This window comes from Pseudomonas sp. 02C 26, from assembly GCF_002843585.1.
Taxonomy (GTDB): Bacteria; Pseudomonadota; Gammaproteobacteria; order Pseudomonadales; family Pseudomonadaceae; genus Aquipseudomonas; species Aquipseudomonas shirazensis.
In genome coordinates this window covers 4,686,376-4,710,712 of sequence record NZ_CP025262.1, presented here as the reverse complement: position 1 = coordinate 4,710,712, position 24,337 = coordinate 4,686,376, and the positions used below count along the sequence as shown (strand labels likewise).

The 24,337-nt window shown below is 58.2% G+C and carries 22 protein-coding genes, 6 tRNA genes and 3 rRNA genes; 22 read left to right on the top strand and 9 right to left on the bottom strand.

Translation table 11 applies throughout. The annotated features are described in order from the left end of the window. Positions 1 to 4: 4 nt before the first annotated feature. The 3 genes from trpD (at position 5) to CXQ80_RS21565 (ending at position 2,658) form a co-directional block, all read left to right on the top strand. Positions 5 to 1,054, top strand: a complete 1,050-nt coding sequence (gene trpD, locus CXQ80_RS21575; RefSeq protein WP_101322371.1) for an anthranilate phosphoribosyltransferase — start codon at positions 5 to 7, stop codon at positions 1,052 to 1,054. Next, on the top strand, positions 1,051 to 1,887 hold the full coding sequence (gene trpC / locus CXQ80_RS21570; protein ID WP_101322370.1) for an indole-3-glycerol phosphate synthase TrpC: 837 nt from the start codon (positions 1,051 to 1,053) through the stop codon (positions 1,885 to 1,887). Before trpD ends, trpC begins: the two co-directional genes overlap by 4 nt. A 66-nt stretch (positions 1,888 to 1,953) precedes the next feature. Further along, a complete protein-coding gene (locus CXQ80_RS21565; RefSeq protein ID WP_101323126.1) occupies positions 1,954 to 2,658 on the top strand; it encodes a lipoate--protein ligase family protein in 705 nt (234 codons plus the stop codon). Here CXQ80_RS21565 and crp read toward each other — a convergent pair. Continuing rightward, complete coding sequence (gene crp / locus CXQ80_RS21560) at positions 2,655 to 3,299, bottom strand: cAMP-activated global transcriptional regulator CRP (RefSeq protein WP_101322369.1); 645 nt, start codon at positions 3,297 to 3,299, stop codon at positions 2,655 to 2,657. The genes CXQ80_RS21565 and crp overlap by 4 nt on opposite strands. A gap of 186 nt (positions 3,300 to 3,485) precedes the next feature. Here crp and CXQ80_RS21555 point away from each other — a divergent pair, with 186 nt between their 5' ends. Continuing rightward, on the top strand, positions 3,486 to 3,908 hold the full coding sequence (locus CXQ80_RS21555; RefSeq protein ID WP_101322368.1) for an OsmC family protein: 423 nt from the start codon (positions 3,486 to 3,488) through the stop codon (positions 3,906 to 3,908). Here CXQ80_RS21555 and CXQ80_RS21550 read toward each other — a convergent pair. From CXQ80_RS21550 to hemJ, 6 genes are all read right to left on the bottom strand, one after another. Next, positions 3,874 to 4,266 (bottom strand): hypothetical protein, encoded by a 393-nt coding sequence (locus CXQ80_RS21550; protein ID WP_256585607.1) that lies wholly within the window; start codon positions 4,264 to 4,266, stop codon positions 3,874 to 3,876. The two genes, CXQ80_RS21555 and CXQ80_RS21550, sit on opposite strands and share 35 nt — an antisense overlap. Before the next feature lie 47 nt (positions 4,267 to 4,313). Continuing rightward, the gene (locus tag CXQ80_RS21545; protein ID WP_101322366.1) at positions 4,314 to 5,354 is read right to left on the bottom strand and encodes a DUF2157 domain-containing protein; all 1,041 of its coding nucleotides are present in this window, start codon (positions 5,352 to 5,354) and stop codon (positions 4,314 to 4,316) included. Positions 5,355 to 5,364: 10 nt separating this feature from the next. Further along, entirely contained in the window at positions 5,365 to 6,012 is a 648-nt protein-coding gene (coq7, locus tag CXQ80_RS21540) for a 2-polyprenyl-3-methyl-6-methoxy-1,4-benzoquinone monooxygenase (RefSeq protein ID WP_101322365.1), read from the bottom strand. Positions 6,013 to 6,078: 66 nt separating this feature from the next. Next, the gene (locus tag CXQ80_RS21535) at positions 6,079 to 6,417 is read right to left on the bottom strand and encodes a histidine triad nucleotide-binding protein (RefSeq protein WP_101322364.1); all 339 of its coding nucleotides are present in this window, start codon (positions 6,415 to 6,417) and stop codon (positions 6,079 to 6,081) included. Between the two features lie 63 nt (positions 6,418 to 6,480). Then, positions 6,481 to 7,263, bottom strand: coding sequence for an SDR family oxidoreductase (locus tag CXQ80_RS21530; RefSeq protein WP_101322363.1), 783 nt, complete (start codon positions 7,261 to 7,263; stop codon positions 6,481 to 6,483). A gap of 86 nt (positions 7,264 to 7,349) precedes the next feature. Further along, positions 7,350 to 7,775 carry a protoporphyrinogen oxidase HemJ gene (hemJ, locus tag CXQ80_RS21525; RefSeq protein ID WP_101322362.1) on the bottom strand — a complete coding sequence of 142 codons (426 nt, stop codon included), beginning with the start codon at positions 7,773 to 7,775 and terminating at the stop codon, positions 7,350 to 7,352. A gap of 142 nt (positions 7,776 to 7,917) precedes the next feature. On the opposite strand from hemJ, the gene argC reads away from it, so the two are divergent. Further along, positions 7,918 to 8,952, top strand: coding sequence for an N-acetyl-gamma-glutamyl-phosphate reductase (gene argC / locus CXQ80_RS21520; RefSeq protein ID WP_101322361.1), 1,035 nt, complete (start codon positions 7,918 to 7,920; stop codon positions 8,950 to 8,952). Positions 8,953 to 9,085: 133 nt separating this feature from the next. Next, positions 9,086 to 9,436: an iron-sulfur cluster insertion protein ErpA gene (erpA, locus tag CXQ80_RS21515; protein ID WP_101322360.1), complete on the top strand. Its 351-nt coding sequence runs from the start codon at positions 9,086 to 9,088 to the stop codon at positions 9,434 to 9,436. Positions 9,437 to 9,498: 62 nt separating this feature from the next. On the opposite strand, the gene CXQ80_RS21510 is transcribed toward erpA, so the two are convergent. Further along, positions 9,499 to 10,590, bottom strand: coding sequence for an anhydro-N-acetylmuramic acid kinase (locus tag CXQ80_RS21510; RefSeq protein ID WP_101322359.1), 1,092 nt, complete (start codon positions 10,588 to 10,590; stop codon positions 9,499 to 9,501). 3 nt (positions 10,591 to 10,593) lie between these two features. Next, positions 10,594 to 12,003, bottom strand: coding sequence for a peptidoglycan DD-metalloendopeptidase family protein (locus tag CXQ80_RS21505; RefSeq protein WP_101322358.1), 1,410 nt, complete (start codon positions 12,001 to 12,003; stop codon positions 10,594 to 10,596). Positions 12,004 to 12,226: 223 nt separating this feature from the next. Here CXQ80_RS21505 and tyrS point away from each other — a divergent pair, with 223 nt between their 5' ends. The 16 genes from tyrS to nusG all read left to right on the top strand — a co-directional run bounded on the left by tyrS (position 12,227) and on the right by nusG (position 24,321). Continuing rightward, positions 12,227 to 13,426, top strand: coding sequence for a tyrosine--tRNA ligase (tyrS, locus tag CXQ80_RS21495; RefSeq protein WP_101322357.1), 1,200 nt, complete (start codon positions 12,227 to 12,229; stop codon positions 13,424 to 13,426). A gap of 587 nt (positions 13,427 to 14,013) precedes the next feature. Beyond that, positions 14,014 to 15,550, top strand: a 16S ribosomal RNA gene (locus tag CXQ80_RS21490). 87 nt (positions 15,551 to 15,637) lie between these two features. Continuing rightward, positions 15,638 to 15,714, top strand: a tRNA-Ile gene (locus CXQ80_RS21485). A gap of 12 nt (positions 15,715 to 15,726) precedes the next feature. Next, positions 15,727 to 15,802: transfer RNA gene (locus tag CXQ80_RS21480), tRNA-Ala, on the top strand. Between the two features lie 240 nt (positions 15,803 to 16,042). Beyond that, positions 16,043 to 18,935, top strand: a 23S ribosomal RNA gene (locus CXQ80_RS21475). Positions 18,936 to 19,061: 126 nt separating this feature from the next. After that, positions 19,062 to 19,177, top strand: a 5S ribosomal RNA gene (gene rrf, locus CXQ80_RS21470). Together the 16S, 23S and 5S rRNA genes with 2 tRNA genes alongside form the textbook arrangement of a ribosomal RNA operon. Positions 19,178 to 19,401: 224 nt before the next feature. Next, a complete protein-coding gene (gene birA / locus CXQ80_RS21465) occupies positions 19,402 to 20,361 on the top strand; it encodes a bifunctional biotin--[acetyl-CoA-carboxylase] ligase/biotin operon repressor BirA (protein WP_101323124.1) in 960 nt (319 codons plus the stop codon). Then, positions 20,351 to 21,100, top strand: coding sequence for a pantothenate kinase (locus CXQ80_RS21460; RefSeq protein WP_101322356.1), 750 nt, complete (start codon positions 20,351 to 20,353; stop codon positions 21,098 to 21,100). Before birA ends, CXQ80_RS21460 begins: the two co-directional genes overlap by 11 nt. A gap of 7 nt (positions 21,101 to 21,107) precedes the next feature. Then, on the top strand, positions 21,108 to 21,533 hold the full coding sequence (locus CXQ80_RS21455) for a hypothetical protein (protein WP_101322355.1): 426 nt from the start codon (positions 21,108 to 21,110) through the stop codon (positions 21,531 to 21,533). A gap of 144 nt (positions 21,534 to 21,677) precedes the next feature. Continuing rightward, a tRNA-Tyr gene (locus CXQ80_RS21450) sits at positions 21,678 to 21,762 on the top strand. Between the two features lie 23 nt (positions 21,763 to 21,785). Then, positions 21,786 to 21,859, top strand: a tRNA-Gly gene (locus CXQ80_RS21445). Positions 21,860 to 21,885: 26 nt separating this feature from the next. Beyond that, positions 21,886 to 21,961, top strand: a tRNA-Thr gene (locus CXQ80_RS21440). Positions 21,962 to 22,040: 79 nt separating this feature from the next. Beyond that, positions 22,041 to 23,234, top strand: coding sequence for an elongation factor Tu (gene tuf / locus CXQ80_RS21435; RefSeq protein ID WP_101322346.1), 1,194 nt, complete (start codon positions 22,041 to 22,043; stop codon positions 23,232 to 23,234). A gap of 55 nt (positions 23,235 to 23,289) precedes the next feature. Continuing rightward, positions 23,290 to 23,365 (top strand) — tRNA-Trp (locus tag CXQ80_RS21430). A gap of 44 nt (positions 23,366 to 23,409) precedes the next feature. Then, positions 23,410 to 23,778, top strand: a complete 369-nt coding sequence (gene secE, locus CXQ80_RS21425; RefSeq protein ID WP_101322354.1) for a preprotein translocase subunit SecE — start codon at positions 23,410 to 23,412, stop codon at positions 23,776 to 23,778. 9 nt (positions 23,779 to 23,787) lie between these two features. Further along, on the top strand, positions 23,788 to 24,321 hold the full coding sequence (gene nusG, locus CXQ80_RS21420) for a transcription termination/antitermination protein NusG (protein WP_101322353.1): 534 nt from the start codon (positions 23,788 to 23,790) through the stop codon (positions 24,319 to 24,321). Positions 24,322 to 24,337: the final 16 nt, after the last annotated feature.

Here is a 24,337-nt window from a genome sequence, read left to right as displayed (position 1 = left end):
GAGCATGGATATCAAAAGCGCATTGAGCCGTATCGTTGGCCACCTGGACCTGTCGACTGCAGAAATGAGCGACGTCATGCGCCAGATCATGACCGGTCAGTGCAGCGAGGCGCAGATCGGTGCATTCCTCATGGGCATGCGCATGAAGAGCGAGAGCATCGACGAAATCGTCGGCGCGGTGTCGGTCATGCGTGAGCTGGCAGACAAGGTCGAGCTGGAAAGCCTCGACGGCGTGGTCGACGTGGTCGGTACTGGCGGTGACGGTGCGAACATCTTCAACGTGTCCACGGCAGCGTCGTTTGTACTCGCCGCAGCGGGCTGCAAGGTGGCCAAACATGGCAACCGCGCAGTCTCGGGCAAAAGCGGCAGTGCCGACCTGCTCGAGGCGGCCGGGATCTACCTGAACCTGACGCCAGTGCAGGTTGCCCGCTGCATCGACAGCCTGGGCATCGGCTTCATGTTCGCGCAGAGTCATCACAAAGCCATGAAGTACACCGCTGGCCCGCGTCGCGAGCTGGGCCTGCGTACCCTGTTCAACATGCTCGGCCCGCTTACGAATCCGGCCGGGGTGAAACACCAGGTGGTCGGCGTGTTTTCTCAGGCGTTGTGCCGGCCGCTGGCCGAGGTGCTGCAGCGTCTGGGCAGCAAGCACGTGCTGGTGGTGCACTCCAAGGATGGCCTGGATGAGTTCAGCCTGGCAGCGCCGACCTTTGTTGCCGAGCTGAAAAAAGGTGAGATCAGCGAGTATTGGGTCGAGCCCGAAGACCTCGGCATGAAGAGCCAGAGCCTGCATGGCCTGGCGGTGGAAAACCCGCAGGCCTCGTATGAACTGATCCGCGATGCCTTGGGCCGGCGCAAGACCGAAAACGGCCAGAAGGCTGCCGAGATGATCGTGCTCAATGCGGGCGCCGCACTGTACGCAGCAGACCATGCAATGACCCTGGCGCAGGGCGTAGAGCTTGCCAGCGATGTATTGCACACCGGCCTGGCCTGGGAAAAACTCCAGGAACTGGGCGCCTTTACCGCCGTATTCAAGCAGGAGAACGAAGCATGAGCGTGCCGACCGTGCTGGAAAATATCCTCGCCCGCAAGGTCGAGGAAGTCGCCGAGCGCCGTGCCCGGGTCAGCCTGGCCGAGCTCGAGCAACTGGCCAAGGCTGCTGATGCGCCGCGTGGTTTTGCCAATGCGTTGATCGAGCAGGCCAGACGCAAGCAGCCTGCGGTGATTGCCGAAATCAAGAAGGCCTCACCGAGCAAGGGCGTGATCCGCGAAAACTTCGCCCCGGCCGACATCGCCGTCAGTTACGAGAAGGGCGGCGCGACCTGCCTGTCGGTGCTGACCGATATCGACTATTTCCAGGGCGCCGATGCCTACCTGCAGCAGGCCCGCGCGGCCTGCACGCTGCCGGTGATCCGCAAGGACTTCATGATCGATCCGTACCAGATCGTCGAAGCCCGTGCGTTGGGTGCCGATTGCGTGCTGCTGATCGTCTCTGCGCTGGATGATGTGCGCATGGCCGAACTGGCCGCTGTGGCCAAGTCGGTCGGCCTCGATGTGCTAGTCGAAGTGCATGACGGCGACGAGCTGGAGCGGGCCTTGAACACCCTCGACACACCACTGGTCGGGGTCAACAACCGTAACCTGCACACCTTTGACGTCAGCCTGGAAACCACCCTCGACCTGCTGCCGCGGATTCCTCGCGAGCGCTTGGCGATCACCGAGAGCGGGATCTTCAACCGGGCCGATGTCGAGCTGATGGAGATCAACGGGGTGTACTCGTTCCTGGTTGGCGAAGCGTTCATGCGCGCAGAGCAACCGGGGCAGGAATTGCAGCGGCTGTTCTTCCCGCAGCGGCCGGTACAGAACGTGGTTCAGGAACTGGACTGATTGACCTTGAAGCCGGCCATTGCCGGCTTCGTTGTTTCTACGTGGTGGCTAAAAGGTGGCATCCTGATGAGCGAACAACCTCTGGCCCTGACCGTCGCGCAGGGCCTGCAAGCCGAGCAGGACCTGCTCGCCGCCGTGTGCCGCGGCGATGCCGAGGCCGGCGTGCTGTTCTGGCGCCCGACCGATCAGGCGCTGGTGATGCCGCGGCGGCTGAGTCGACAAGAGAACTTTGAAGTTGCCTGCGCCGAACTGGCCATTGCCGGGTGGCCGGTGCTGCTACGCGAGACTGGCGGCGAACCGGTGCCGCAATCGCATGCAACGGTCAACGTCGCGCTGGTCTATGTTGCGCCGCGTAGCGAAGGCGACCATGGCCGTATCGAGAACGCCTACGAGCGTTTGTGTCAGCCGCTGTGTGAGGTTCTGCGCGAGTGGGGCGGGGTGGCTTCGCTGGGCGAGATCGATGGCGCGTTTTGCGATGGCCGTTACAACGTCAACCTCAACGGGCGCAAGCTGGTCGGCACTGCTCAGCGCTGGCGCCAGGGCCTGGGTGGCAAGCGCCCGGTAGTGCTGGTGCATGGCGCCCTGCTGCTGGATGACCAGCGCGAGTCGATGGTGGCGGCGGTCAACCGCTTCAACCAGTGCTGCGGCATTGATCAGCACTGCCGCGCCGACAGTCATATCGCCCTGCATGAAGTGGCGCCGGCAGTGCCCTGGTTCGAGCGCCTGTCCGCCGCCTATGCTGAGGTGATCGCAGGTTTGCCCAAGGATTAACGGGTACCGTAGACCACCATGGTTTTGCCCTTGACCTGAACCAGGCTGCGCTCTTCCAGATCCTTGAGGACGCGGCCGACCATCTCCCGTGAACAACCCACAATCCGCCCGATCTCCTGGCGGGTGATCTTGATCTGCATGCCGTCCGGATGAGTCATGGCATCGGGCTGCTTGCACAAGTCGAGCAGGCAGCGGGCGACGCGCCCGGTGACATCGAAGAACGCCAGGTCGCCGACCTTGCGCGTGGTGTTGCGCAGGCGCTGGGCCATCTGGCTGCCCAAGGCGTAGAGAATCTCAGGGTCGAGGCGGGCGACCTCGCGGAATTTCTCGTAGCTGATCTCGGCCACTTCGCATTCGGTCTTGGCCCGCACCCAGGCGCTGCGATACTGCTCCTTGCCGACTGGCTCGAACAAGCCCAGCTCACCAAAGAAGTCGCCATCGTTGAGGTAGGCGATGATCATCTCGCGGTCCTCGTCATCTTCGATGATCACGGTGACCGAACCTTTGATGATGAACGACAAGGTCTCAGCCCGGTCGCCGGCACAAAGGATATCGCTCTTGGCGGCAAACCGGCGGCGCTGGCAGTGCACCAGCAACTTGTCGATGTTCTTGATCTTGGCGGAGAGGGCGGACACAACCATCAGGACATCCTGTTCGATGCGATACAGAGGCTTTTCGGATCGGCTGGCAGGCCGCGCCAGTCATTTGGCGCCAGCTTATCAGGCGCTGCCCAGTGTATCGGCAGCGATGCGTGTTGAGTTGAGCTTTTCCGACGGGCTCACAAGGCTTAAGCTGGCACCCTTTCTACGTATCTGGAGTCGACAAGCATGAAGGCACGCATCCAATGGGCCGGTGAAGCCATGTTCCTCGGTGAATCGGGTAGCGGCCATGTCGTGGTCATGGACGGTCCGCCCGAAGCCGGTGGGCGCAACCTTGGCGTGCGGCCGATGGAGATGCTCCTGCTCGGCCTCGGTGGCTGCAGCAACTTCGACGTGGTCAGCATTCTGAAGAAATCGCGCCAGGCAGTGGAGAGCTGCGAAGCATTCCTCGAAGCCGAGCGCGCTGACGAAGATCCGAAGGTGTTCACCAAGATCCACCTCAACTTCGTGGTCAAGGGTCGCGGCCTCAAGGAAGCGCAGGTCAAGCGCGCTGTCGAGCTGTCAGCAGAGAAGTACTGCTCGGCGTCGATCATGCTCGGCCGCGCAGGTGTGGAAATCACCCACAGCTATGAGATCGTCGAACTCGGCTGAGTTGTTCCGTGTTGTAGAGCAAGGCCAGCCCGGGCACCAGCGCCAGCAGCAGTGCTGGTGCATTGCTGGCCAGCAGGATAAAAGTCTCGGCGGTGCTCCACGTGGTGCCGAAGCATTGAGCAAACACCAGGCACTGCAACAGTGCCGTGATGTTGGCCGCCAGCAAGAAGACGCCAATCAGCAGTCGGCGTCTGTGAGTAAAGCAGCCCGCCAGCACAAACAGTAACTGCCCCGGCAGGCTCAACAGCAGTAGTTCAATTGCACTGTTGCTGTCGGGTTCGCCCAGGCTGGGTAGCGTGAGACTGAAGCTCGCTTGCCGGATTTGCGCGGTCATCAGGCATATGAACAGGTAGGCCATCAACGGCAAGCCCAGACTTTGCAGCAGGCGCCGGGCAACTCTCGACATTATCGACGCAGCCCGGGTAACAGCGTGAGCAGGCGTTCGGGCAAGTTGCCGCGCAAGCTGGCACTGAGCTTTTCACGATGCTTTTGGTAGACAAGGCCCAGACCGATCACGCCGAGGCCGATCAAGGTCAGCAGCAGCGGGAACAACAGCGAGTCGGCAAACACCTGATAGGACAGGTAGCCCAGGTAGGCCGCCACGCCCATGGCGCCGAACACCATGAAGATCGGCCGTCGCAGCAGCACCGACAGGCCCATCAGGCCCAGGTTGATCAAGCCATACATGGCTTTGCCCCATTCGCTGCCGCTGTCGAGCAGGGTCAACCCACCCCAGAACGCTGCCAGGCCAGCCAGGTAACCCCAGAAGGCGTAGTCCTTGCGCGTGCGTCCATCGACCACGATGCTCAGCAGCAGCACGCCCAGGCCGAACCAGACCGAGACCAGGCGCCGCTGCTCCCAGCTGAACGGCGCGCCGTATATCCACTCGGTCAGGTCCATCGACATGAACCACAGCGCCACGGCGATCGGCATGACGATGAACGGGAAGGTAATCAGGCGCAGCATCAGCAGGCCGGCGAGCACCGTCGCCGCCTCCATCAGCAGCCAGCCGGCTTGCACGTTGGTGTAGTACTGATGGAAGTCGACCTGAGTGTCGTCCAGCGGCCACCAGCCCAGCAAGCGCTGGAGAGCAAACACACTCAGCGGCACAATGCTCACCGCCACTGCGCCGAGCACGCCGGCAGGCACAAGCTGCTGGCGCCGTTGCAGGGCCAGGGCTGATATGGTCAATACGGCGATATACAGCAGGGCGATAGCCAGCAGCGCAGAATCACCGATGCTCATCCAGGCCTCGGTCAGCAGCCAGCCCATGGCGGCCATGATCAGCAGGCCGCCGAGGTAGAACGCTACATGCGCCAGTTGGAAGCTTGCCTGGACAACTGGCTGGCGCCGCAGAAAACTCAGCAGCGCCTGATCCTGGCCGGGTTGCAGAATACCGGCGTCGACCGCACGCGCCAGATCCTTGGCATCGAAACGTTCGGTCATCTGTGTATTCCTAGATACGGTAGGTACTTTTGGTCATGACCTTGGCCATCAGGCTCATGCCAAAGCGCACGGGCGCCGGGAAGCGATAGCCGCCGGCTTCCAGTGCCGCGTCGGCATGGTGCTCTTCATCGACCCGCATCTGCTCGAGAATGGCTCGGGATTTTTCATCTTCGCTGGGCAACTGCTCGAGGTGTTCATCCAGATGCTTGCAGACCTGATGCTCGGTTGCCGCAACGAAGCCAAGGCTGACCTTGTCGCTGACCAGCCCGGCGATTGCGCCGATGCCGAACGACATGCCGTAGAACAATGGGTTGAGCACACTGGGATGGCTGCCGAGTTGGCGAATACGCTGCTCGCACCAGGCCAGATGGTCGATCTCTTCTTCGGCCGCATGTTCCATCGCTTTGCGCACCTGAGGCAGGCGGGCGGTCAGCGATTGCCCCTGATACAACGCCTGGGCGCAGACTTCACCCGTGTGGTTGATGCGCATCAAACCGGCGACATGGCGCGTTTGCGCGTCGTCCAGGTCAGCGTCGGGCTGGATGATTGCAGGAGAAGGGCGGGCAGGTTGGCCGCTGAAAGGGAGCAAGGTGCGCATGGCGGTATCGGCCTGCAGCAACAAGCGGTCGAGCGGCGAATAGTGACGTTCGGTAGCCATCGGGCACCTCCGCAAGAATGATGCCCGACAGTTTACCGCAAACCCCTGGCCGGGGCTTGCCTTGGATCAGCCCGGTGGCCAGTGCATCTGGCGCTGGCCGAGCACGTGCATGTGAATATGGTAGACCGTCTGGCCGCCCAGTTCGTTGCAGTTCATGACTACGCGGAAACCGTCCTCGCAACCCAGCTCCTTGGCCAGACGCTGCGCGGTGAAGAGGATATGGCCGGCGACGGCCTTGTCATCTTCGGTCAGGTCGTTGAGGGTGCGGATCGGCTTTTTCGGGATAACCAGAAAATGTACCGGCGCCTGCGGGGCGATATCGTGGAAGGCCAGAACCTGGTCATCCTCGTAGATGATCTTGGCCGGGATTTCCCGGTTGATGATCTTGGTGAAGAGAGTCTCCACAGCACTTGCTCCATGGTCAGGGTCCGAGCTGAGTGTACCCAGCACGGCGCTGCGCGCACAGTGCTATTGCGCTTCCAGCGGGCAGTAACGGCGATTGATCAAGCCGGCCAGCTTGCGCGTCAACCAACGCGGCAGGAGGCGTGGCAGCCTCGCCAGCCAGCGATTACGCCGACCGGGCATGATCAGCGGGCGGTTCTTGTCCAGTGCGCGGACGGTATACAACGCCACTTCTTCGGCGCTCAGGCAGCGCTGGCCGTTGTCCAGCCTGGGGATCTTGCGCAGTGCCGAGCGTACTGGGCCTGGACACAGCACCGAGACCTTGATGCCGGTACGGCCAAGCTCTTCGCGCAGGGCTTCGGAAAAGCTCAGCACATACGCCTTGCTCGCGGCATAGCAGGCCATCCACGGGCCGGGGGCCACAGCTGCCAGCGAAGCAACGTTGAGAATCTGCCCGCCGCCCTGGATCGCCATCAGGTTGCCAATGGCGTGGCACAGGCGGGTTAGGGCGAGGATGTTGACCTCGAGCAGGTCTTGTTCGTCAGCCCACTCGTGGGCCAGAAACGGGCCATACGTGCGTTGTCCGGCGCAGTTGACCAGCAGGTCAATGCGCCGCTCGCCTTCTTCCAGCTCAAGCACAAAGCCCGACAGGCGCAGCGGCTGGCTGAGGTCGCAGGCACGCAGCAGCACCTCGACGCCAAAGCGCTGAGCCAGCTCGATTGCCAGCGGTTCGAGGGTTTCGCGATGGCGCGCCACCAGGATCAGGCTACGGCCACGCCGCGCCAGGGCTTCCGCCAGGGCCAGGCCCAGGCCGCTGGAAGCACCGGTGATCATGGCGTAACGGGTCATGCGCGGCTCCTGGGGCGACGGAAAGGGGCGCTAGTGTACAGCGTGGCCAACAGAGGTGTTGCCTTTTGCTACAGCGCCCCAGCGGGTCAGAACGGTTTGACCACCACCAGAATGACAATCGCCAACAGCAGCAGTACCGGTACCTCGTTGAACCAGCGGTAGAACACATGGCTGCGCTTGTTGGTGCCGGCCGCGAAGCGTTTGCGCTGAGCGCCGCACATGTGATGGTAGCCAGTCAGCAGGATTACCAGCGTCAGCTTGGCATGCATCCAGCCCTGGCTGAGCCAGCCTGGGGTCAGGTAGAGCATCCAGATGCCGAACACGAAGGTGGCGATCATCGCCGGGTTCATGATGCCGCGATACAGCTTGCGCTCCATCACGGTGAAGCGCTCCTGGCTGGTGCTGTCCTCGCTTTGCGCGTGATAGACGAACAGCCGTGGCAGGTAAAACAGGCCGGCGAACCAGCAGACCACGCTGACGATGTGCAGCGCTTTGATCCATAGGTAAAGCATGGAGGGTGTTCCTTCAGGTTTTCACGGTGGTCGGATAGTAGTGGTGAAGCACCTGCCGGCGCATCCCAAGAGTTGTTACAGACGGCTGGCAGCCCTATCATCGTGCGCTTTCCAGTCGCATCGTTGATAAGGGGCAAGCGTTATGATCAAGGTCGGTATCGTCGGCGGCACGGGTTACACCGGGGTCGAACTGTTGCGTCTGCTGGCGCAGCATCCTCAGGCCGAAGTCGCGGTCATCACCTCGCGCTCGGAAGCCGGTGTGGCAGTGGCCGATATGTACCCGAACCTGCGTGGTCATTACGACGGCCTGGCCTTCAGCGTACCCGACAGCAAGGCCCTGGCGGCCTGTGACGTGGTGTTCTTTGCCACCCCGCACGGCGTTGCCCACGCCCTGGCTGGCGAGCTGCTGGCGGCCGGTACCCGAGTTATCGACCTGTCGGCTGACTTCCGCCTGCAGGACGCGGTCGAGTGGGGCAAGTGGTACGGCCAGCCGCACGGTGCGCCGGAGCTGCTCAAGGATGCGGTCTATGGTTTGCCTGAGGTGAACCGCGAGAAAATCCGTCAGGCACGGCTGATCGCTGTGCCGGGCTGCTATCCAACCGCTACCCAGCTTGGCTTGTTGCCGTTGCTCGAAGCTGGCCTGGCCGATCCATCGCGCTTGATCGCCGACTGCAAGTCCGGGGTCAGTGGTGCGGGGCGTGGCGCTGCGGTCGGATCGCTGTTCTGCGAGTCGGGCGAAAGCATGAAGGCCTATGCGGTCAAAGGGCACCGTCACCTGCCGGAAATCAGCCAGGGCCTGCGTCTGGCTGCTGGCCAGGACATCGGACTGACCTTCGTCCCGCACCTGACACCGATGATCCGCGGTATTCACGCCACGCTGTACGCAAATGTCGTCGACAAGTCGGTCGACCTGCAGGCCTTGTTCGAAAAACGCTACGCCGATGAACCGTTCGTCGATGTAATGCCGGCTGGCAGCCACCCGGAAACCCGCAGTGTGCGCGGCGCCAACGTCTGCCGTATCGCCGTACACCGGCCGCAGGGTGGTGACTTGGTGGTGGTGCTGTCGGTAATCGACAACCTGGTCAAGGGCGCATCAGGGCAGGCGGTACAGAACCTCAACATCCTGTTCGGCCTGGACGAGCGCATGGGCTTGTCCCACGCCGGCTTGCTACCTTGATCGCGGTGACCCGCCTTGTGCTGCGGCGTAAGGCGGGTCGCCTGCTGCTTACGTATTGTTGACCATTTTTCTCGGAGAAGCGGATAATAGCCGCCATCGAGTTTTATGGCGGCACTGCGCCGGGAGAGTCAACATGAGCGTCGAATCCTTCACCCCCACGGCTTTGCAGTTCACCCAAGGTGCTGCAAGCAAGGTGAAGAACCTGGTCAGCGAAGAGGGCAATGCTCGCCTGAAGTTGCGCGTGTTCGTGACGGGCGGCGGCTGTTCGGGCTTCCAGTACGGCTTCACCTTCGATGAAGAAGTGGCTGACGACGACACCATCGTCGAGCGCGAAGGCGTTGCGCTGGTGGTCGATCCAATGAGCTACCAATACCTGGCTGGCGCCGAAGTCGATTACCAGGAAGGTCTGGAAGGCTCGCGTTTCGTGATCAAGAACCCTAACGCCACCACCACTTGTGGCTGCGGTTCTTCGTTCTCGATCTGAAGCAGGGCTGTGATTGGCAAAACGCCGCGCAATTGCGCGGCGTTTTGCATTCTGCGGGGGCGTTAAGCGGGGTAGACAGCGCCGAGCACGCGCAAGCCCTTGGCGGCGGTAACGCTGGGGCGATTTGCGGGGATGCCCTCCAGGCAGCAATGCGCCAGCCAGGCGAAGGCCATCGCCTCGACCCAGTCCGGATCGACGCCATAGGCTGCGGTACTGGCGACCTCAGCGTCTGGCAACAGCTGCGCCAGGCGCTGCATCAAGGCGCCATTGCGCGCACCGCCGCCACACACCAGCAGGGCCTCGGTGGCGGTTTGGGCATTGCTCAGCGAGTCGATGATGCTGCGGGCAGTCAGCTCGAGCAGCGTGGCCTGCACGTCTTCGTCGCGGCAGGCGGGCAATGCTGCCAGATGGGCTTGCAGCCAGGGCAAGTTGAATACCTCGCGACCGGTGCTTTTCGGGCCGCTGCCGGCGAAGAACGGGTCACTCAACAGGCGTTTCAGCAGCGGCTCAATGATCACGCCGCTTGCCGCCCAAATGCCATCAGCGTCATATGCCTGGCCGCGCTTGCGCTCGATCCAGGCATCCATCAGCACGTTGCCGGGGCCGCAGTCGAAGCCGTGCACTGGCGTGTTCTGCTCGATCAGGCTGAGGTTGCTGAAGCCGCCGACATTGAGTACTGCCAGGCGCTGACCAAGGTGGCCGAACAACGATTCATGGAAGGCCGGCACCAGTGGCGCGCCCTGACCGCCGGCGGCAACATCGCGCCGACGAAAGTCTGCAACTACGCAAATCTCGGTCAGCTCGGCCAGTAATGCCGGGTTGCCAATCTGCACGGTGAAGCCGCGTGCAGGCTCGTGACGGATGGTCTGGCCGTGGCTGCCGATAGCCCGAATGTCATCAGCTTGCAGGCCTTGTGTGGCCAGCAGTTGCGCGATGCCCTCGGCGGCGAGGGTGGCCCAGCTGTTCTCGGCCAGGCAGGCGCGGGCTATTTCATCAGGGCCGCTGGCACACAGGCTCAGCAACTGCTGGCGCAGATCGGTGGGCATCGGGGTGTAGTGGGTGGCAAGCAGCCGCAGCTGCTCACCCTGTTCGATCAAGGCGATGTCCAGGCCGTCGAGGCTGGTCCCGGACATCACTCCCAGATAGAGCGCCATGACTCAGCGCTTGTTCGCGGCGAGCAGGGTGGCCTTTTCCTGGTCCATGCGGGCAACCAATGGCTGACTTTGCTGGAGGAAGCGCTGGCGCTCGGACTTGGCGATCGGATCAGCCATCGGCACCTTCTGGCTCAGCGGATCGACGTGGACACCACCTACCTGGAACTCGTAGTGCAAGTGTGGGCCGGTCGACAGGCCGGTAGTACCGATATAGCCGATGATCTGCCCTTGCTTGACCGTGCTGCCGGTCTTGACGCCTTTGGCGAAGCCTTGCATGTGGCCGTAGAGGGTCTTGTAACGGTTGCCGTGGGCAATGATCACAGTGTTGCCGTAACCACCACGACGGCCTGCCAGTTCGACACGGCCATCGCCTGCAGCCTTGATCGGCGTACCGCGAGGGGCCGCATAGTCGACACCCTTGTGTGCGCGAATCTTGTTCAGGATTGGATGCTTGCGGCCATTGGAGAAGCGCGAGCTGATGCGGGCGAAATCCACCGGAGTACGGATGAACGCCTTGCGCAGGCTGTTGCCGTCAGCGGTGTAGTAGTTGGTGTTGCCTTGTTTGTTGGTGTAGCGCACTGCGGTGTAGGTCTTGCCGCGGTTGGTGAAGCGGGCCGAGAGGATATTGCCGGTGCCGACCACCTTGCCGTCCATGAGCTTCTGCTCGTAGACCACGTCGAATTCGTCACCAGGGCGGATGTCCTGTGCGAAGTCGATGTCGTAGCCCAGTACACGGGCCATGTCCATGGTCATGCTGTGCGACAGCCCGGCACGCTGGGCCGAGGCCGACAGCGAGCTCTTGATCACGCCGTGGGCATAGGCAGTGCGCACCACCGGTTTGCTGACTTCGCGCTCGAAGCTGTAACCCTTGTCGGTCTTGCTCAGGCGAATGGTTTCGAGGTTGCTGACCTTACTGTGCAGGGTGGTCAACTGGCCGTCTTTGTCCAGCTCGAACTGCAGTACCTGGCCATGCTTGAGCTGGCTGAACTGCTTGGCTTGCTTGCCGCTGGCGAGCACGTCGTGGACCACGTTGGACGGCAGGCCGACCTTGGCGAACAGGGTCGACAGGGTGTCGCCGCGGGCGACGATCACTTCACGATGGCCTGGCGCCTTGGGTGCTTCAACCGGTGCTTCGGTCTTGGCGGTGTTCTCGGCCGGGGTAGCGGCGTTGTCGATCTGGGCAAATGGCGAGGCTTGCTCGGCAGGTGCCTGCAGCATGTGGGCTGCGTTGGCTTCGTCTTTGAGCTGCTCGGCGGGAGTTTCCAGCTCGAGATTGAGGGTGGTTTTCTTGGCTTCGACTTCGCTTGAAGGGAATACCAGCAAGGCCAGGCTGAGGAGGGCGGCAATGCCGCTCGCGGCCACCAGATGGCTTTTCGGATAAAGCGGCGGCGCTTTAGGCGTTTCTTTAGGCATAGGAAGGTGACTTTGAAAAGGTGAATGAAAAAAGTGAAATAGAAAAGATGAATGACATGATGAAGATGAAATAACTGTATAAAATATAACCAAAAGCAGTTTCGCGCAAGGGCGCATAGACGTCAACAGCGCCCGTTCGGGTCACATCTCGTTGCCAAACTTGTATTTGATGGCCGATCTTGTATGGTTGGCTGCCTTTGAATCTGAGCCTTGCGGGTTTTCTATGAAGTCGGTTGAAGAGCAGCTGGCGCTTATCAAGCGCGGTGCGGAAGAGGTATTGGTCGAGTCGGAGCTGGTCGAAAAGCTCAAGCGCGGTCAGCCGCTGCGTATCAAGGCGGGCTTTGACCCGACCGCGCCGGATCTGCACCTGGGGCACACGGTCCTGATCAACAAGCTGCGCCAGTTCCAGGAGCTGGGGCATCAGGTGATCTTCCTGATCGGCGATTTCACCGGCATGATCGGTGATCCAAGCGGCAAGAGCACCACCCGCCCGCCGCTGACCCGCGAGCAGGTCCTCGACAATGCCGAGACCTATAAACAGCAGGTGTTCAAGATTCTCGACCCGGCCAAGACCGAAGTCGCGTTCAACTCCACCTGGATGGACCAGCTGAGCCCCGCCGATTTCATTCGCCTGTCGTCGCAGTACACCGTGGCGCGGATGCTCGAGCGTGACGACTTCGACAAGCGTTACACCAGCAACCAGCCGATCGCGATCCACGAATTCCTCTACCCGCTGGTGCAGGGCTACGACTCGGTAGCGCTGAAGTCCGACGTCGAGCTGGGCGGTACCGATCAGAAGTTCAACCTGCTGATGGGGCGTGAGCTGCAGCGTGCCTACGGCCAGGAAGCACAGAGCATCGTGACCATGCCGCTGCTCGAGGGCCTGGACGGTGTCAAGAAGATGTCCAAGTCGCTGGGTAACTATGTCGGTATCCAGGAAGCTCCGGGGGTGATGTACAGCAAGCTGGTGTCGATCCCGGATTCGCTGATGTGGCGTTACTTCGAGCTGCTGAGCTTCCGCTCCATGGAAGAGATCGAGCAGTTCCGCGCCGATGTCGAGCAGGGCGCCAACCCGCGCGACATCAAGATCAAGCTGGCGGAAGAAATCGTCGCTCGCTTCCATGGTGAAGAGGCTGCGGCCAATGCGCACCGCGCTGCCGGTAACCGGATGAAGGACGGTGAGCTGCCAGAGGACATCCCTGAGGTGACGGTCGCCGCTGTCGAGTCGATGCCGATTGCTGCAATCCTGAACAAGGCTGGCCTGGTGAAGAACTCGGCTGCAGCGCGGGACTTGCTGGCTGCGGGTAGCGTGAAGGTTGATGGCGAAGTGGTTGATCGCAGCTTTGTGTTTGCCTTGGGTGCGACCCATGTGTGTCAGGCGGGCAAGAAAGCCTTTGCGCGGGTTTCGCTGAAAGCAGAGTGATGTTTGCTTCTATATAGAGTGCTTGGCTGTATAGAGAGAGCGGGGAGGCCGAAAGGCCTCCCCGCTTTTGTTTGTGAGGGCCAAATGCAAAGAGCTGAAATTAAAGGTTGACGGGGTTCCGTAGGCGCTTATAATGCGCCCCACTTCCAGCGTAGTTGGAACGGAAAACTCCTTGAGATTCAATGAGTTAAAAGTTTCAGAGGTGCTGTAAGGGCTTCGATCGAAAGATCGTCAGCGGTGAAAAAAGGCAGTTGACAGCAGGTTGTAACGCTGTAGAATTCGCCTCCCGCTACGAGAGATCGCAAGCGAGTCAAGTGTTTGAAGTTGAACGAGTTTCTCGCAAAATACTTCGAAATAAACGCTTGACAGACACAGAGGAAAGCGTAGAATGCGCGCCTCGGTTGAGACGAAACGCTCAACCAACCGCTCTTTAACAAATTGAATCAAGCAATTCGTGTGGGTGCTTGTGAGTACGGTTTGATAGTCGCCAAGATTATCAGCATCACAAGTGGCCGCATGAGAAATCATAGTAGTCATTTGAGATTGCTGAGCCAAGTTTAGGGTTTCTTAAAAACCCAAGCAGTATTGAACTGAAGAGTTTGATCATGGCTCAGATTGAACGCTGGCGGCAGGCCTAACACATGCAAGTCGAGCGGATGAGAAGAGCTTGCTCTTCGATTCAGCGGCGGACGGGTGAGTAATGCCTAGGAATCTGCCTGGTAGTGGGGGACAACGTTTCGAAAGGAACGCTAATACCGCATACGTCCTACGGGAGAAAGCAGGGGACCTTCGGGCCTTGCGCTATCAGATGAGCCTAGGTCGGATTAGCTAGTTGGTGAGGTAATGGCTCACCAAGGCGACGATCCGTAACTGGTCTGAGAGGATGATCAGTCACACTGGAACTGAGACACGGTCCAGACTCCTACGGGAGGCAGCAGTGGGGAATATTGGACAATGGGCGAAAGCCTGATCCAGCCATGCCGCGTGTGTGAAGAAGGTCTTCGGATTGTAAAGCACTTTAAGTTGGGAGGAAGGGCAGTAAGCGAATACCTTGCTGTTTTGACGTTACCGACAGAATAAGCACCGGCTAACTCTGTGCCAGCAGCCGCGGTAATACAGAGGGTGCAAGCGTTAATCGGAATTACTGGGCGTAAAGCGCGCGTAGGTGGTTTGTTAAGTTGGATGTGAAAGCCCCGGGCTCAACCTGGGAACTGCATCCAAAACTGGCAAGCTAGAGTACAGTAGAGGGTGGTGGAATTTCCTGTGTAGCGGTGAAATGCGTAGATATAGGAAGGAACACCAGTGGCGAAGGCGACCACCTGGACTGATACTGACACTGAGGTGCGAAAGCGTGGGGAGCAAACAGGATTAGATACCCTGGTAGTCCACGCCGTAAACGATGTCAACTAGCCGTTGGAATCCTTGAGATTTTAGTGGCGCAGCTAACGCATTAAGTTGACCGCCTGGGGAGTACGGCCGCAAGGTTAAAACTCAAATGAATTGACGGGGGCCCGCACAAGCGGTGGAGCATGTGGTTTAATTCGAAGCAACGCGAAGAACCTTACCAGGCCTTGACATGCAGAGAACTTTCCAGAGATGGATTGGTGCCTTCGGGAACTCTGACACAGGTGCTGCATGGCTGTCGTCAGCTCGTGTCGTGAGATGTTGGGTTAAGTCCCGTAACGAGCGCAACCCTTGTCCTTAGTTACCAGCACGTTATGGTGGGCACTCTAAGGAGACTGCCGGTGACAAACCGGAGGAAGGTGGGGATGACGTCAAGTCATCATGGCCCTTACGGCCTGGGCTACACACGTGCTACAATGGTCGGTACAGAGGGTCGCCAAGCCGCGAGGTGGAGCTAATCTCACAAAACCGATCGTAGTCCGGATCGCAGTCTGCAACTCGACTGCGTGAAGTCGGAATCGCTAGTAATCGCGAATCAGAATGTCGCGGTGAATACGTTCCCGGGCCTTGTACACACCGCCCGTCACACCATGGGAGTGGGTTGCACCAGAAGTAGCTAGTCTAACCTTCGGGAGGACGGTTACCACGGTGTGATTCATGACTGGGGTGAAGTCGTAACAAGGTAGCCGTAGGGGAACCTGCGGCTGGATCACCTCCTTAATCGAAGACATCAGCCTGCTGATGAGCTCCCACACGAATTGCTTGATTCACTTGTATAAAGACGATGCTGTAACGTGACCCTGTTATAGGTCTGTAGCTCAGTTGGTTAGAGCGCACCCCTGATAAGGGTGAGGTCGGCAGTTCAAATCTGCCCAGACCTACCATTGCAGATACACGGGGCCATAGCTCAGCTGGGAGAGCGCCTGCCTTGCACGCAGGAGGTCAGCGGTTCGATCCCGCTTGGCTCCACCATTTTGCTTCATGCTTCACAGCTTGTCAGAACTTAGAAATGAACATTCGTTGATGAATGTTGATTTCTGACTTTTGTCAGATCGTTCTTTAAAAATTCGGATATGTGATATAAATAGACTGACACGCACTTTCACTGGTGTGTGATCAGGCTAAGGTAAAATTTGTGAATGCTCGAAAGGGCAGTACGAATTTTCGGCGAATGTCGTCTTCACAGTATAACCAGATTGCTTGGGGTTATATGGTCAAGTGAAGAAGCGCATACGGTGGATGCCTTGGCAGTCAGAGGCGATGAAAGACGTGGTAGCCTGCGATAAGCTTTGGGGAGTCGGCAAACAGACTGTGATCCAGAGATCTCTGAATGGGGGAACCCACTCAGCATAAGCTGAGTATCTTGTACTGAATACATAGGTGCAAGAGGCGAACCAGGGGAACTGAAACATCTAAGTACCCTGAGGAAAAGAAATCAACCGAGATTCCCTTAGTAGTGGCGAGCGAACGGGGACCAGCCCTTAAGTTGGTTTGAGATTAGTGGAACGCTCTGGAAAGTGCGGCCGTAGTGGGTGATAGCCCCGTACACGAAAATCTCTTATCAATGAAATCGAGTAGGACGGAGCACGAGAAACTTTGTCTGAACATGGGGGGACCATCCTCCAAGGCTAAATACTACTGACTGACCGATAGTGAACCAGTACCGTGAGGGAAAGGCGAAAAGAACCCCGGAGAGGGGAGTGAAATAGATCCTGAAACCGTATGCGTACAAGCAGTGGGAGCCTACTTTGTTAGGTGACTGCGTACCTTTTGTATAATGGGTCAGCGACTTATATTCAGTGGCGAGCTTAACCGAATAGGGGAGGCGTAGCGAAAGCGAGTCTTAATAGGGCGTTTAGTCGCTGGGTATAGACCCGAAACCGGGCGATCTATCCATGGGCAGGTTGAAGGTTGGGTAACACTAACTGGAGGACCGAACCGACTACCGTTGAAAAGTTAGCGGATGACCTGTGGATCGGAGTGAAAGGCTAATCAAGCTCGGAGATAGCTGGTTCTCCTCGAAAGCTATTTAGGTAGCGCCTCATGTATCACTGTAGGGGGTAGAGCACTGTTTCGGCTAGGGGGTCATCCCGACTTACCAAACCGATGCAAACTCCGAATACCTACAAGTGCCGAGCATGGGAGACACACGGCGGGTGCTAACGTCCGTCGTGAAAAGGGAAACAACCCAGACCGTCAGCTAAGGTCCCAAAGTCATGGTTAAGTGGGAAACGATGTGGGAAGGCTTAGACAGCTAGGAGGTTGGCTTAGAAGCAGCCACCCTTTAAAGAAAGCGTAATAGCTCACTAGTCGAGTCGGCCTGCGCGGAAGATGTAACGGGGCTCAAACCATGCACCGAAGCTACGGGTATCACCTTTTGGTGATGCGGTAGAGGAGCGTTCTGTAAGCCTGTGAAGGTGAGTTGAGAAGCTTGCTGGAGGTATCAGAAGTGCGAATGCTGACATGAGTAACGACAATGCGAGTGAAAAACTTGCACGCCGAAAGACCAAGGTTTCCTGCGCAACGTTAATCGACGCAGGGTTAGTCGGTCCCTAAGGCGAGGCTGAAAAGCGTAGTCGATGGAAAACAGGTTAATATTCCTGTACTTCCGATTGTTGCGATGGAGGGACGGAGAAGGCTAGGCCAGCTTGGCGTTGGTAGTCCAAGTTTAAGGTGGTAGGCTGGGATCTTAGGCAAATCCGGGATCCCAAGGCCGAGAGCTGATGACGAGTTGCCTTTAGGCGACGAAGTGGTTGATGCCATGCTTCCAAGAAAAGCTCCTAAGCTTCAGACAATCGGGAACCGTACCCCAAACCGACACAGGTGGTTAGGTAGAGAATACCAAGGCGCTTGAGAGAACTCGGGTGAAGGAACTAGGCAAAATGGCACCGTAACTTCGGGAGAAGGTGCGCCGGCGAAGGTGAAGGGTTTACCCCGTAAGCTTTTGCCGGTCGAAGATACCAGGCCGCTGCGACTGTTTATTAAAAACACAGCACTCTGCAAACACGAAAGTGGACGTATAGGGTGTGACGCCTGCCCGGTGCCGGAAGGTTAATTGATGGGGTTAGCGCAAGCGAAGCTCTTGATCGAAGCCCCGGTAAACGGCGGCCGTAACTATAACGGTCCTAAGGTAGCGAAATTCCTTGTCGGGTAAGTTCCGACCTGCACGAATGGCGTAACGATGGCGGCGCTGTCTCCACCCGAGACTCAGTGAAATTGAAATCGCTGTGAAGATGCAGTGTATCCGCGGCTAGACGGAAAGACCCCGTGAACCTTTACTATAGCTTTGCACTGGACTTTGAATTTGCTTGTGTAGGATAGGTGGGAGGCTTTGAAGTGGGGACGCCAGTTCTCATGGAGCCATCCTTGAAATACCACCCTGGCAACTTTGAGGTTCTAACTCAGGTCCGTTATCCGGATCGAGGACAGTGTATGGTGGGTAGTTTGACTGGGGCGGTCTCCTCCCAAAGAGTAACGGAGGAGTACGAAGGTGCGCTCAGACCGGTCGGAAATCGGTCGTAGAGTATAAAGGCAAAAGCGCGCTTGACTGCGAGACCCACACGTCGAGCAGGTACGAAAGTAGGTCTTAGTGATCCGGTGGTTCTGTATGGAAGGGCCATCGCTCAACGGATAAAAGGTACTCCGGGGATAACAGGCTGATACCGCCCAAGAGTTCATATCGACGGCGGTGTTTGGCACCTCGATGTCGGCTCATCACATCCTGGGGCTGAAGCCGGTCCCAAGGGTATGGCTGTTCGCCATTTAAAGTGGTACGCGAGCTGGGTTTAGAACGTCGTGAGACAGTTCGGTCCCTATCTGCCGTGGACGTTTGAGATTTGAGAGGGGCTGCTCCTAGTACGAGAGGACCGGAGTGGACGAACCTCTGGTGTTCCGGTTGTCACGCCAGTGGCATTGCCGGGTAGCTATGTTCGGAAGAGATAACCGCTGAAAGCATCTAAGCGGGAAACTTGCCTCAAGATGAGATCTCACTGGGATCTAGAATCCCCTGAAGGGCCGTCGAAGACTACGACGTTGATAGGTTGGGTGTGTAAGCGCTGTGAGGCGTTGAGCTAACCAATACTAATTGCCCGTGAGGCTTGACCATATAACACCCAAGCAATTTGCTCATGCAGGTTGCGGTGGTGAAGACGAAACGCTGAAGATTCGTACACAAACATCACATATCCGAATTTGCTGGGCCGTTCATCTGGACGTTCTGGCTACAGAATTTCTTGACGACAATAGAGCATTGGAACCACCTGATCCCATCCCGAACTCAGTAGTGAAACGATGCATCGCCGATGGTAGTGTGGGGTCTCCCCATGTGAGAGTAGGTCATCGTCAAGATTCATTTCGCAAAACCCCTATCTGCGCGAGCAGGTAGGGGTTTTGTCTTTTCCGGGATCCGGAAATCTGGGGTCGCAAAGCGGCACTAGCTCTCCATCTGAATGCCTGGCACTTCCAGGGCGCCGCGAACATTTCGCTCTATAGCTAGGCCCTGGGTCGCCTTTTCCTATGCAAGCCAGCAGGCCATGGCTATCATTCCAGCCTTATTCAAAGTCGAGACTGGCATGCTGAAGTTGTTGAATCTCCTCAAGGATGGCCGGTTTCATTCCGGGCAGGCACTCGGGGAAGCTCTCGGAGTGAGCCGCAGCGCCGTCTGGAAGCAGCTGCAGCATCTGGAATCCGAATTGAATCTGTCTATCCACAAGGTACGCGGTCGCGGCTACCAGTTGGCAGCGCCGTTGGCACTGCTTGATGCCGGCGTCATCGCTGCGCAATCCGAAGGTGAACTGTGGCCGCTGTACATCCATGACGCTATCGACTCGACCAATGCCGAGGCCCTTAGAGCAGTAGGGCAGGGCCAGGCCGCCCCCTTTGTGGTGCTGGCCGAGCGGCAAAGTGCTGGTCGGGGCAGACGCGGCCGGCAGTGGGTCAGCCCATTTGCCGAAAACCTGTATTACAGCCTGGTGCTCCGGATCGAAGGCGGCATGCGTCAGCTCGAAGGCCTGAGCCTGGTCGTAGGGTTGGCCGTCATGCGCGCGTTACACGGGTTTGGTGTAGAGCAGGCTGGCCTGAAATGGCCCAATGACGTGCTGGTTGCCGAGCAAAAGATCGCTGGCATCCTGCTTGAGCTGGTGGGCGACCCGGCTGATGTCTGCCATGTGGTGATAGGTGTCGGGATCAACGTCAACATGCAGACCAACGACCAGGTCGATCAACAATGGACGTCAATGAGGCGTGAAGCCGGCGCGCCGATCGATCGTAATCTGCTGGTCGCGCGCCTCAATGTGCAGCTGCAGCATGAGTTGGCTCGCCATCGTCGTTATGGCTTTGCCGCGTTCCAGGAAGAATGGGAGCAGGCGCATGTCTGGCAGGGGCGCAAAGTCGCGCTGATCGCTGGTACCAGCCATACCCATGGCATCGTCCGTGGGGTAGATGGGCAGGGTGGCTTGCGGCTTGAGGTTGACGGTGTGGAAAAGAGCTTCAGCGGTGGTGAGCTCAGCCTGAGGTTGCGTGATGATTCTTGAGCTCGATTGCGGTAACAGCTTTATCAAGTGGCGCGTCATTCATGCCAGTGACGCCACTATTGTTGGCGGTGGGATTGTCGACTCGGATCAGGCCCTGCTTGTCGCCGTGCTGGGCTTGCCTTCGTTGCACCTGCAAGGCTGCCGAATCGTCAGCGTGCGCAGTGAAGAAGAAACCGCGGCGCTGCGCGCCGTTCTGTTTGCCGAGTTTGCCATAGATGCCCAGGTAGCCTTGCCAGCACAGGCCATGGCCGGTGTGCGCAATGGCTATGAAGATTACCAGCGGCTGGGCATGGATCGCTGGTTGGCCGTGTTGGGTGCTTATCACCTGGCCAAAGGCGCATGCCTGGTGATCGATCTAGGGACCGCTGCGAAGGCTGACTTCGTTGCTGCAGATGGCGAGCATCTTGGTGGCTACATCTGCCCAGGGATGCCGCTGATGCGTAGCCAGTTGCGCACGCATACCCGGCGCATTCGTTATGACGATGCCTCGGCGGAGCGGGCGCTGAGCACGCTCGCCCCCGGCCGTTCTACAGTCGAAGCGGTCGAGCGCGGTTGCGTGCTCATGCTGCAAGGGTTTGCTCGAACTCAGATCGAGCAGGCGCGGGCGTTGTGGGGCGATAGCTTTAGCGTATTCCTCACGGGTGGTGATGCGCCGCTTGTTCGCGATGCGGCTCCGCAGGCGCGAATCGTGCCGGATCTGGTATTTGTCGGCTTGGCCATGGCTTGTCCACTGGATTGAGGTGCCTATGCGTTGGTTGTTTCTGTTGCTGTTGGTGCTTAACGTCGTTTTTTACGTGTGGCATCAGCAGGAGGCGCCGTTGAGAGTCAAAGAGGTCGCGCCGCTCTCTCTTTATAAAGGTAATCAGCAGGAGATCCGCCTGCTGCGCGAGACGGGTGCTGCGGCGCCGGCGCGCCGCCGCGATGAATGCCTGGTAGTGGGTGGCCTGCCCAGCAAGGAGCAGATCGATGCGCTGCGCCAGCGGTTGCTGAGCCTTGACATTGACACGCAGCTCGTGGCTGGCCAGCTGCCGGGAGCTGACGGCCAGTGGCTAAAGGTTGCAGTTGAAAGCGAGCGTTTGCTGGACCAATCAATGGTCGAGAGTCTTTCCAAGGATTTCAAAGACTTAAAACGCAAAATTATTTTCTGCGGGGGTATTGCAACTGCTGAATAGCTTGATAGAATGGCGCCCGCTTCGCAGGGAACACCACTCAGGTGGTAGGACCGGAAGCTGTTGTCAAAGCAGCTAACTTCAAGATTTAATTGAAAAAAAGCTTGACAGCAGGACGGCAAAAGCTGAAAATGCCGCCCACGCTCAGGAGGGGTTCCCGAGCGGCCAAAGGGAGCAGACTGTAAATCTGCCGTCTTCGACTTCGAAGGTTCGAATCCTTCCCCCTCCACCATTTTAGCGAGAGCTGCAAGCTCCGCGGGTATAGTTTAGTGGTAGAACCTCAGCCTTCCAAGCTGATGATGCGGGTTCGATTCCCGCTACCCGCTCCAAGTTTGCTGTTATTGCACATTGTTTCGCTCTTGTAGCTCAGTTGGTAGAGCACACCCTTGGTAAGGGTGAGGTCAGCGGTTCAAGTCCGCTCAAGAGCTCCATATAACAAGGCAGATATGAAAATATCTGCCTTTGTTTTATCGGTAGTAGTGACTATTTTCTTCTGCGGAGGACTGTTCGATGGCTAAGGAAAAGTTTGATCGTTCCCTACCACACGTAAACGTTGGCACTATCGGCCACGTTGACCATGGTAAAACCACTCTGACCGCAGCTCTGACTCGCGTCTGCTCCGAGGTGTTCGGTTCGGCAGTCGTCGACTTCGACAAGATCGACAGTGCTCCAGAAGAGAAAGCGCGTGGTATCACCATCAACACCGCGCACGTCGAGTACAACTCGAAGATCCGTCACTACGCTCACGTCGACTGCCCAGGTCACGCTGACTATGTGAAGAACATGATCACCGGTGCTGCGCAAATGGACGGCGCTATCCTGGTTTGCTCGGCCGCCGATGGTCCGATGCCACAAACCCGTGAGCACATCCTGCTGTCCCGTCAGGTTGGCGTTCCGTACATCGTGGTCTTCCTGAACAAGGCTGACCTGGTAGACGACGCTGAGCTGCTGGAACTGGTCGAGATGGAAGTTCGCGACCTGCTGTCCACCTATGACTTCCCAGGCGACGACACTCCGATCATCATCGGTTCGGCTCGTATGGCTCTGGAAGGCAAAGACGACAACGAGATGGGCACCACTGCCGTCAAGAAACTGGTAGAAACTCTGGACAGCTACATCCCAGAGCCAGAGCGCGCTATCGACAAGCCGTTCCTGATGCCAATCGAAGACGTATTCTCGATCTCGGGTCGTGGTACCGTTGTTACCGGTCGTATCGAGCGTGGCATCGTCCGCGTTCAAGACGCCCTGGAAATCGTTGGTCTGCGTGACACCACCACCACCACCTGCACTGGTGTTGAAATGTTCCGCAAACTGCTCGACGAAGGTCGTGCTGGCGAGAATTGTGGCGTTCTGCTGCGTGGTACCAAGCGTGACGACGTTGAGCGTGGCCAGGTTCTGGTCAAGCCAGGTTCGGTCAAGCCGCACACCAAGTTCACCGCAGAAGTTTACGTTCTGTCGAAAGAAGAAGGCGGTCGTCACACTCCGTTCTTCAAAGGCTACCGTCCTCAGTTCTACTTCCGTACTACTGACGTGACCGGTAACTGCCAGCTGCCGGAAGGCGTTGAGATGGTAATGCCAGGTGACAACATCCAGATGGAAGTCACTCTGATCAAGACCATCGCAATGGAAGACGGTCTGCGCTTCGCTATCCGTGAAGGCGGTCGTACCGTCGGCGCCGGCGTCGTAGCAAAAATTATTGAATAAGTAGTTGATTTCATAAGATCAGGTCGGCATAATGGCCGGCCTGGTACAGTGTTAAAGGTCAGTAGCTCAATTGGCAGAGCGACGGTCTCCAAAACCGTAGGTTGGGGGTTCGATTCCCTCCTGACCTGCCATTCACCTCGGTGTGATTGGCTTTCTTCTCACAGGATCCTCCTCGATGACTCCCAAAACTGAAGCCCAAGATTCGCGTTTTGATCTTTTCAAGTGGCTCGCTGTTGTTGCACTGGTAGTCGTTGGTGTCGTGGGTAATCAATATTACTCCGCCTCTCCGATTCTGTACCGCGTACTCGCACTTCTAGCTCTGGCTGCTGCTGCTGGCTTCGTTGCCTTGCAGACTGCAAAGGGCAAGTCGTTCTTTGCGTTGGCGAAGGAAGCTCGTACCGAGATCCGTAAAGTCGTGTGGCCGACCCGCCAAGAAACCATGCAAACCACGCTTATCGTTGTGGTCGTTGTATTGGTTATGGCGCTGCTGCTGTGGGGTCTCGACTCCCTGCTCGGCTGGGCGGTTTCCTTGATTGTTGGCTAAGGGTGTCCCGTGGCTAAGCGTTGGTACGTTGTGCATGCTTACTCGGGTTACGAGAAGCATGTGATGCGCTCTTTGACTGAGCGTGTCAAGCTGGCTGGCATGGAAGACGGTTTCGGCGAAATTCTGGTTCCGACCGAAGAAGTCGTCGAAATGCGTAATGGCCAGAAGCGCAAGAGCGAGCGTAAGTTCTTCCCTGGCTATGTATTGGTCCAGATGGAAATGAACGAAGGTACTTGGCACCTTGTCAAGGATACCCCTCGTGTAATGGGCTTCATTGGTGGTACTGCAGACAAGCCTGCACCCATCACCGATAAAGAAGCTGAGGCTATTCTGCGTCGCGTTGCCGACGGCAGCGACAAGCCGAAGCCAAAAACGCTCTTTGAGCCAGGTGAAGTGGTTCGTGTTGTTGACGGTCCCTTTGCTGATTTCAACGGTACCGTTGAAGAAGTTAACTACGAAAAGAGCCGGCTCCAGGTGGCGGTGCTCATTTTCGGTCGTTCCACTCCGGTGGAGCTCGAGTTCGGCCAGGTCGAGAAGGTCTAGGCGAACGACGCATCCC

Excerpts from the sequence above, each read along its gene's own strand:
- CXQ80_RS21545 (WP_101322366.1), bottom strand. The coding sequence starts at position 5,354 with ATGACCGAACGTTTCGATGCCAAGGATCTGGCGCGTGCGGTCGACGCC.
- CXQ80_RS21460 (WP_101322356.1), top strand. The coding sequence starts at position 20,351 with ATGATTCTTGAGCTCGATTGCGGTAACAGCTTTATCAAGTGGCGCGTC.
- CXQ80_RS21530 (WP_101322363.1), bottom strand. The coding sequence starts at position 7,263 with ATGACCCGTTACGCCATGATCACCGGTGCTTCCAGCGGCCTGGGCCTG.
- tyrS (WP_101322357.1), top strand. The coding sequence starts at position 12,227 with ATGAAGTCGGTTGAAGAGCAGCTGGCGCTTATCAAGCGCGGTGCGGAA.
- birA (WP_101323124.1), top strand. The coding sequence starts at position 19,402 with ATGCTGAAGTTGTTGAATCTCCTCAAGGATGGCCGGTTTCATTCCGGG.
- tuf (WP_101322346.1), top strand. The coding sequence starts at position 22,041 with ATGGCTAAGGAAAAGTTTGATCGTTCCCTACCACACGTAAACGTTGGC.
- trpD (WP_101322371.1), top strand. The coding sequence starts at position 5 with ATGGATATCAAAAGCGCATTGAGCCGTATCGTTGGCCACCTGGACCTG.
- CXQ80_RS21510 (WP_101322359.1), bottom strand. The coding sequence starts at position 10,590 with ATGGCGCTCTATCTGGGAGTGATGTCCGGGACCAGCCTCGACGGCCTG.
- crp (WP_101322369.1), bottom strand. The coding sequence starts at position 3,299 with ATGGTTGTGTCCGCCCTCTCCGCCAAGATCAAGAACATCGACAAGTTG.
- erpA (WP_101322360.1), top strand. The coding sequence starts at position 9,086 with ATGAGCGTCGAATCCTTCACCCCCACGGCTTTGCAGTTCACCCAAGGT.
- argC (WP_101322361.1), top strand. The coding sequence starts at position 7,918 with ATGATCAAGGTCGGTATCGTCGGCGGCACGGGTTACACCGGGGTCGAA.
- CXQ80_RS21505 (WP_101322358.1), bottom strand. The coding sequence starts at position 12,003 with ATGCCTAAAGAAACGCCTAAAGCGCCGCCGCTTTATCCGAAAAGCCAT.
- CXQ80_RS21455 (WP_101322355.1), top strand. The coding sequence starts at position 21,108 with ATGCGTTGGTTGTTTCTGTTGCTGTTGGTGCTTAACGTCGTTTTTTAC.
- CXQ80_RS21565 (WP_101323126.1), top strand. The coding sequence starts at position 1,954 with ATGAGCGAACAACCTCTGGCCCTGACCGTCGCGCAGGGCCTGCAAGCC.
- coq7 (WP_101322365.1), bottom strand. The coding sequence starts at position 6,012 with ATGGCTACCGAACGTCACTATTCGCCGCTCGACCGCTTGTTGCTGCAG.
- CXQ80_RS21550 (WP_256585607.1), bottom strand. The coding sequence starts at position 4,266 with ATGGCCTACCTGTTCATATGCCTGATGACCGCGCAAATCCGGCAAGCG.
- trpC (WP_101322370.1), top strand. The coding sequence starts at position 1,051 with ATGAGCGTGCCGACCGTGCTGGAAAATATCCTCGCCCGCAAGGTCGAG.
- secE (WP_101322354.1), top strand. The coding sequence starts at position 23,410 with ATGACTCCCAAAACTGAAGCCCAAGATTCGCGTTTTGATCTTTTCAAG.
- CXQ80_RS21555 (WP_101322368.1), top strand. The coding sequence starts at position 3,486 with ATGAAGGCACGCATCCAATGGGCCGGTGAAGCCATGTTCCTCGGTGAA.
- hemJ (WP_101322362.1), bottom strand. The coding sequence starts at position 7,775 with ATGCTTTACCTATGGATCAAAGCGCTGCACATCGTCAGCGTGGTCTGC.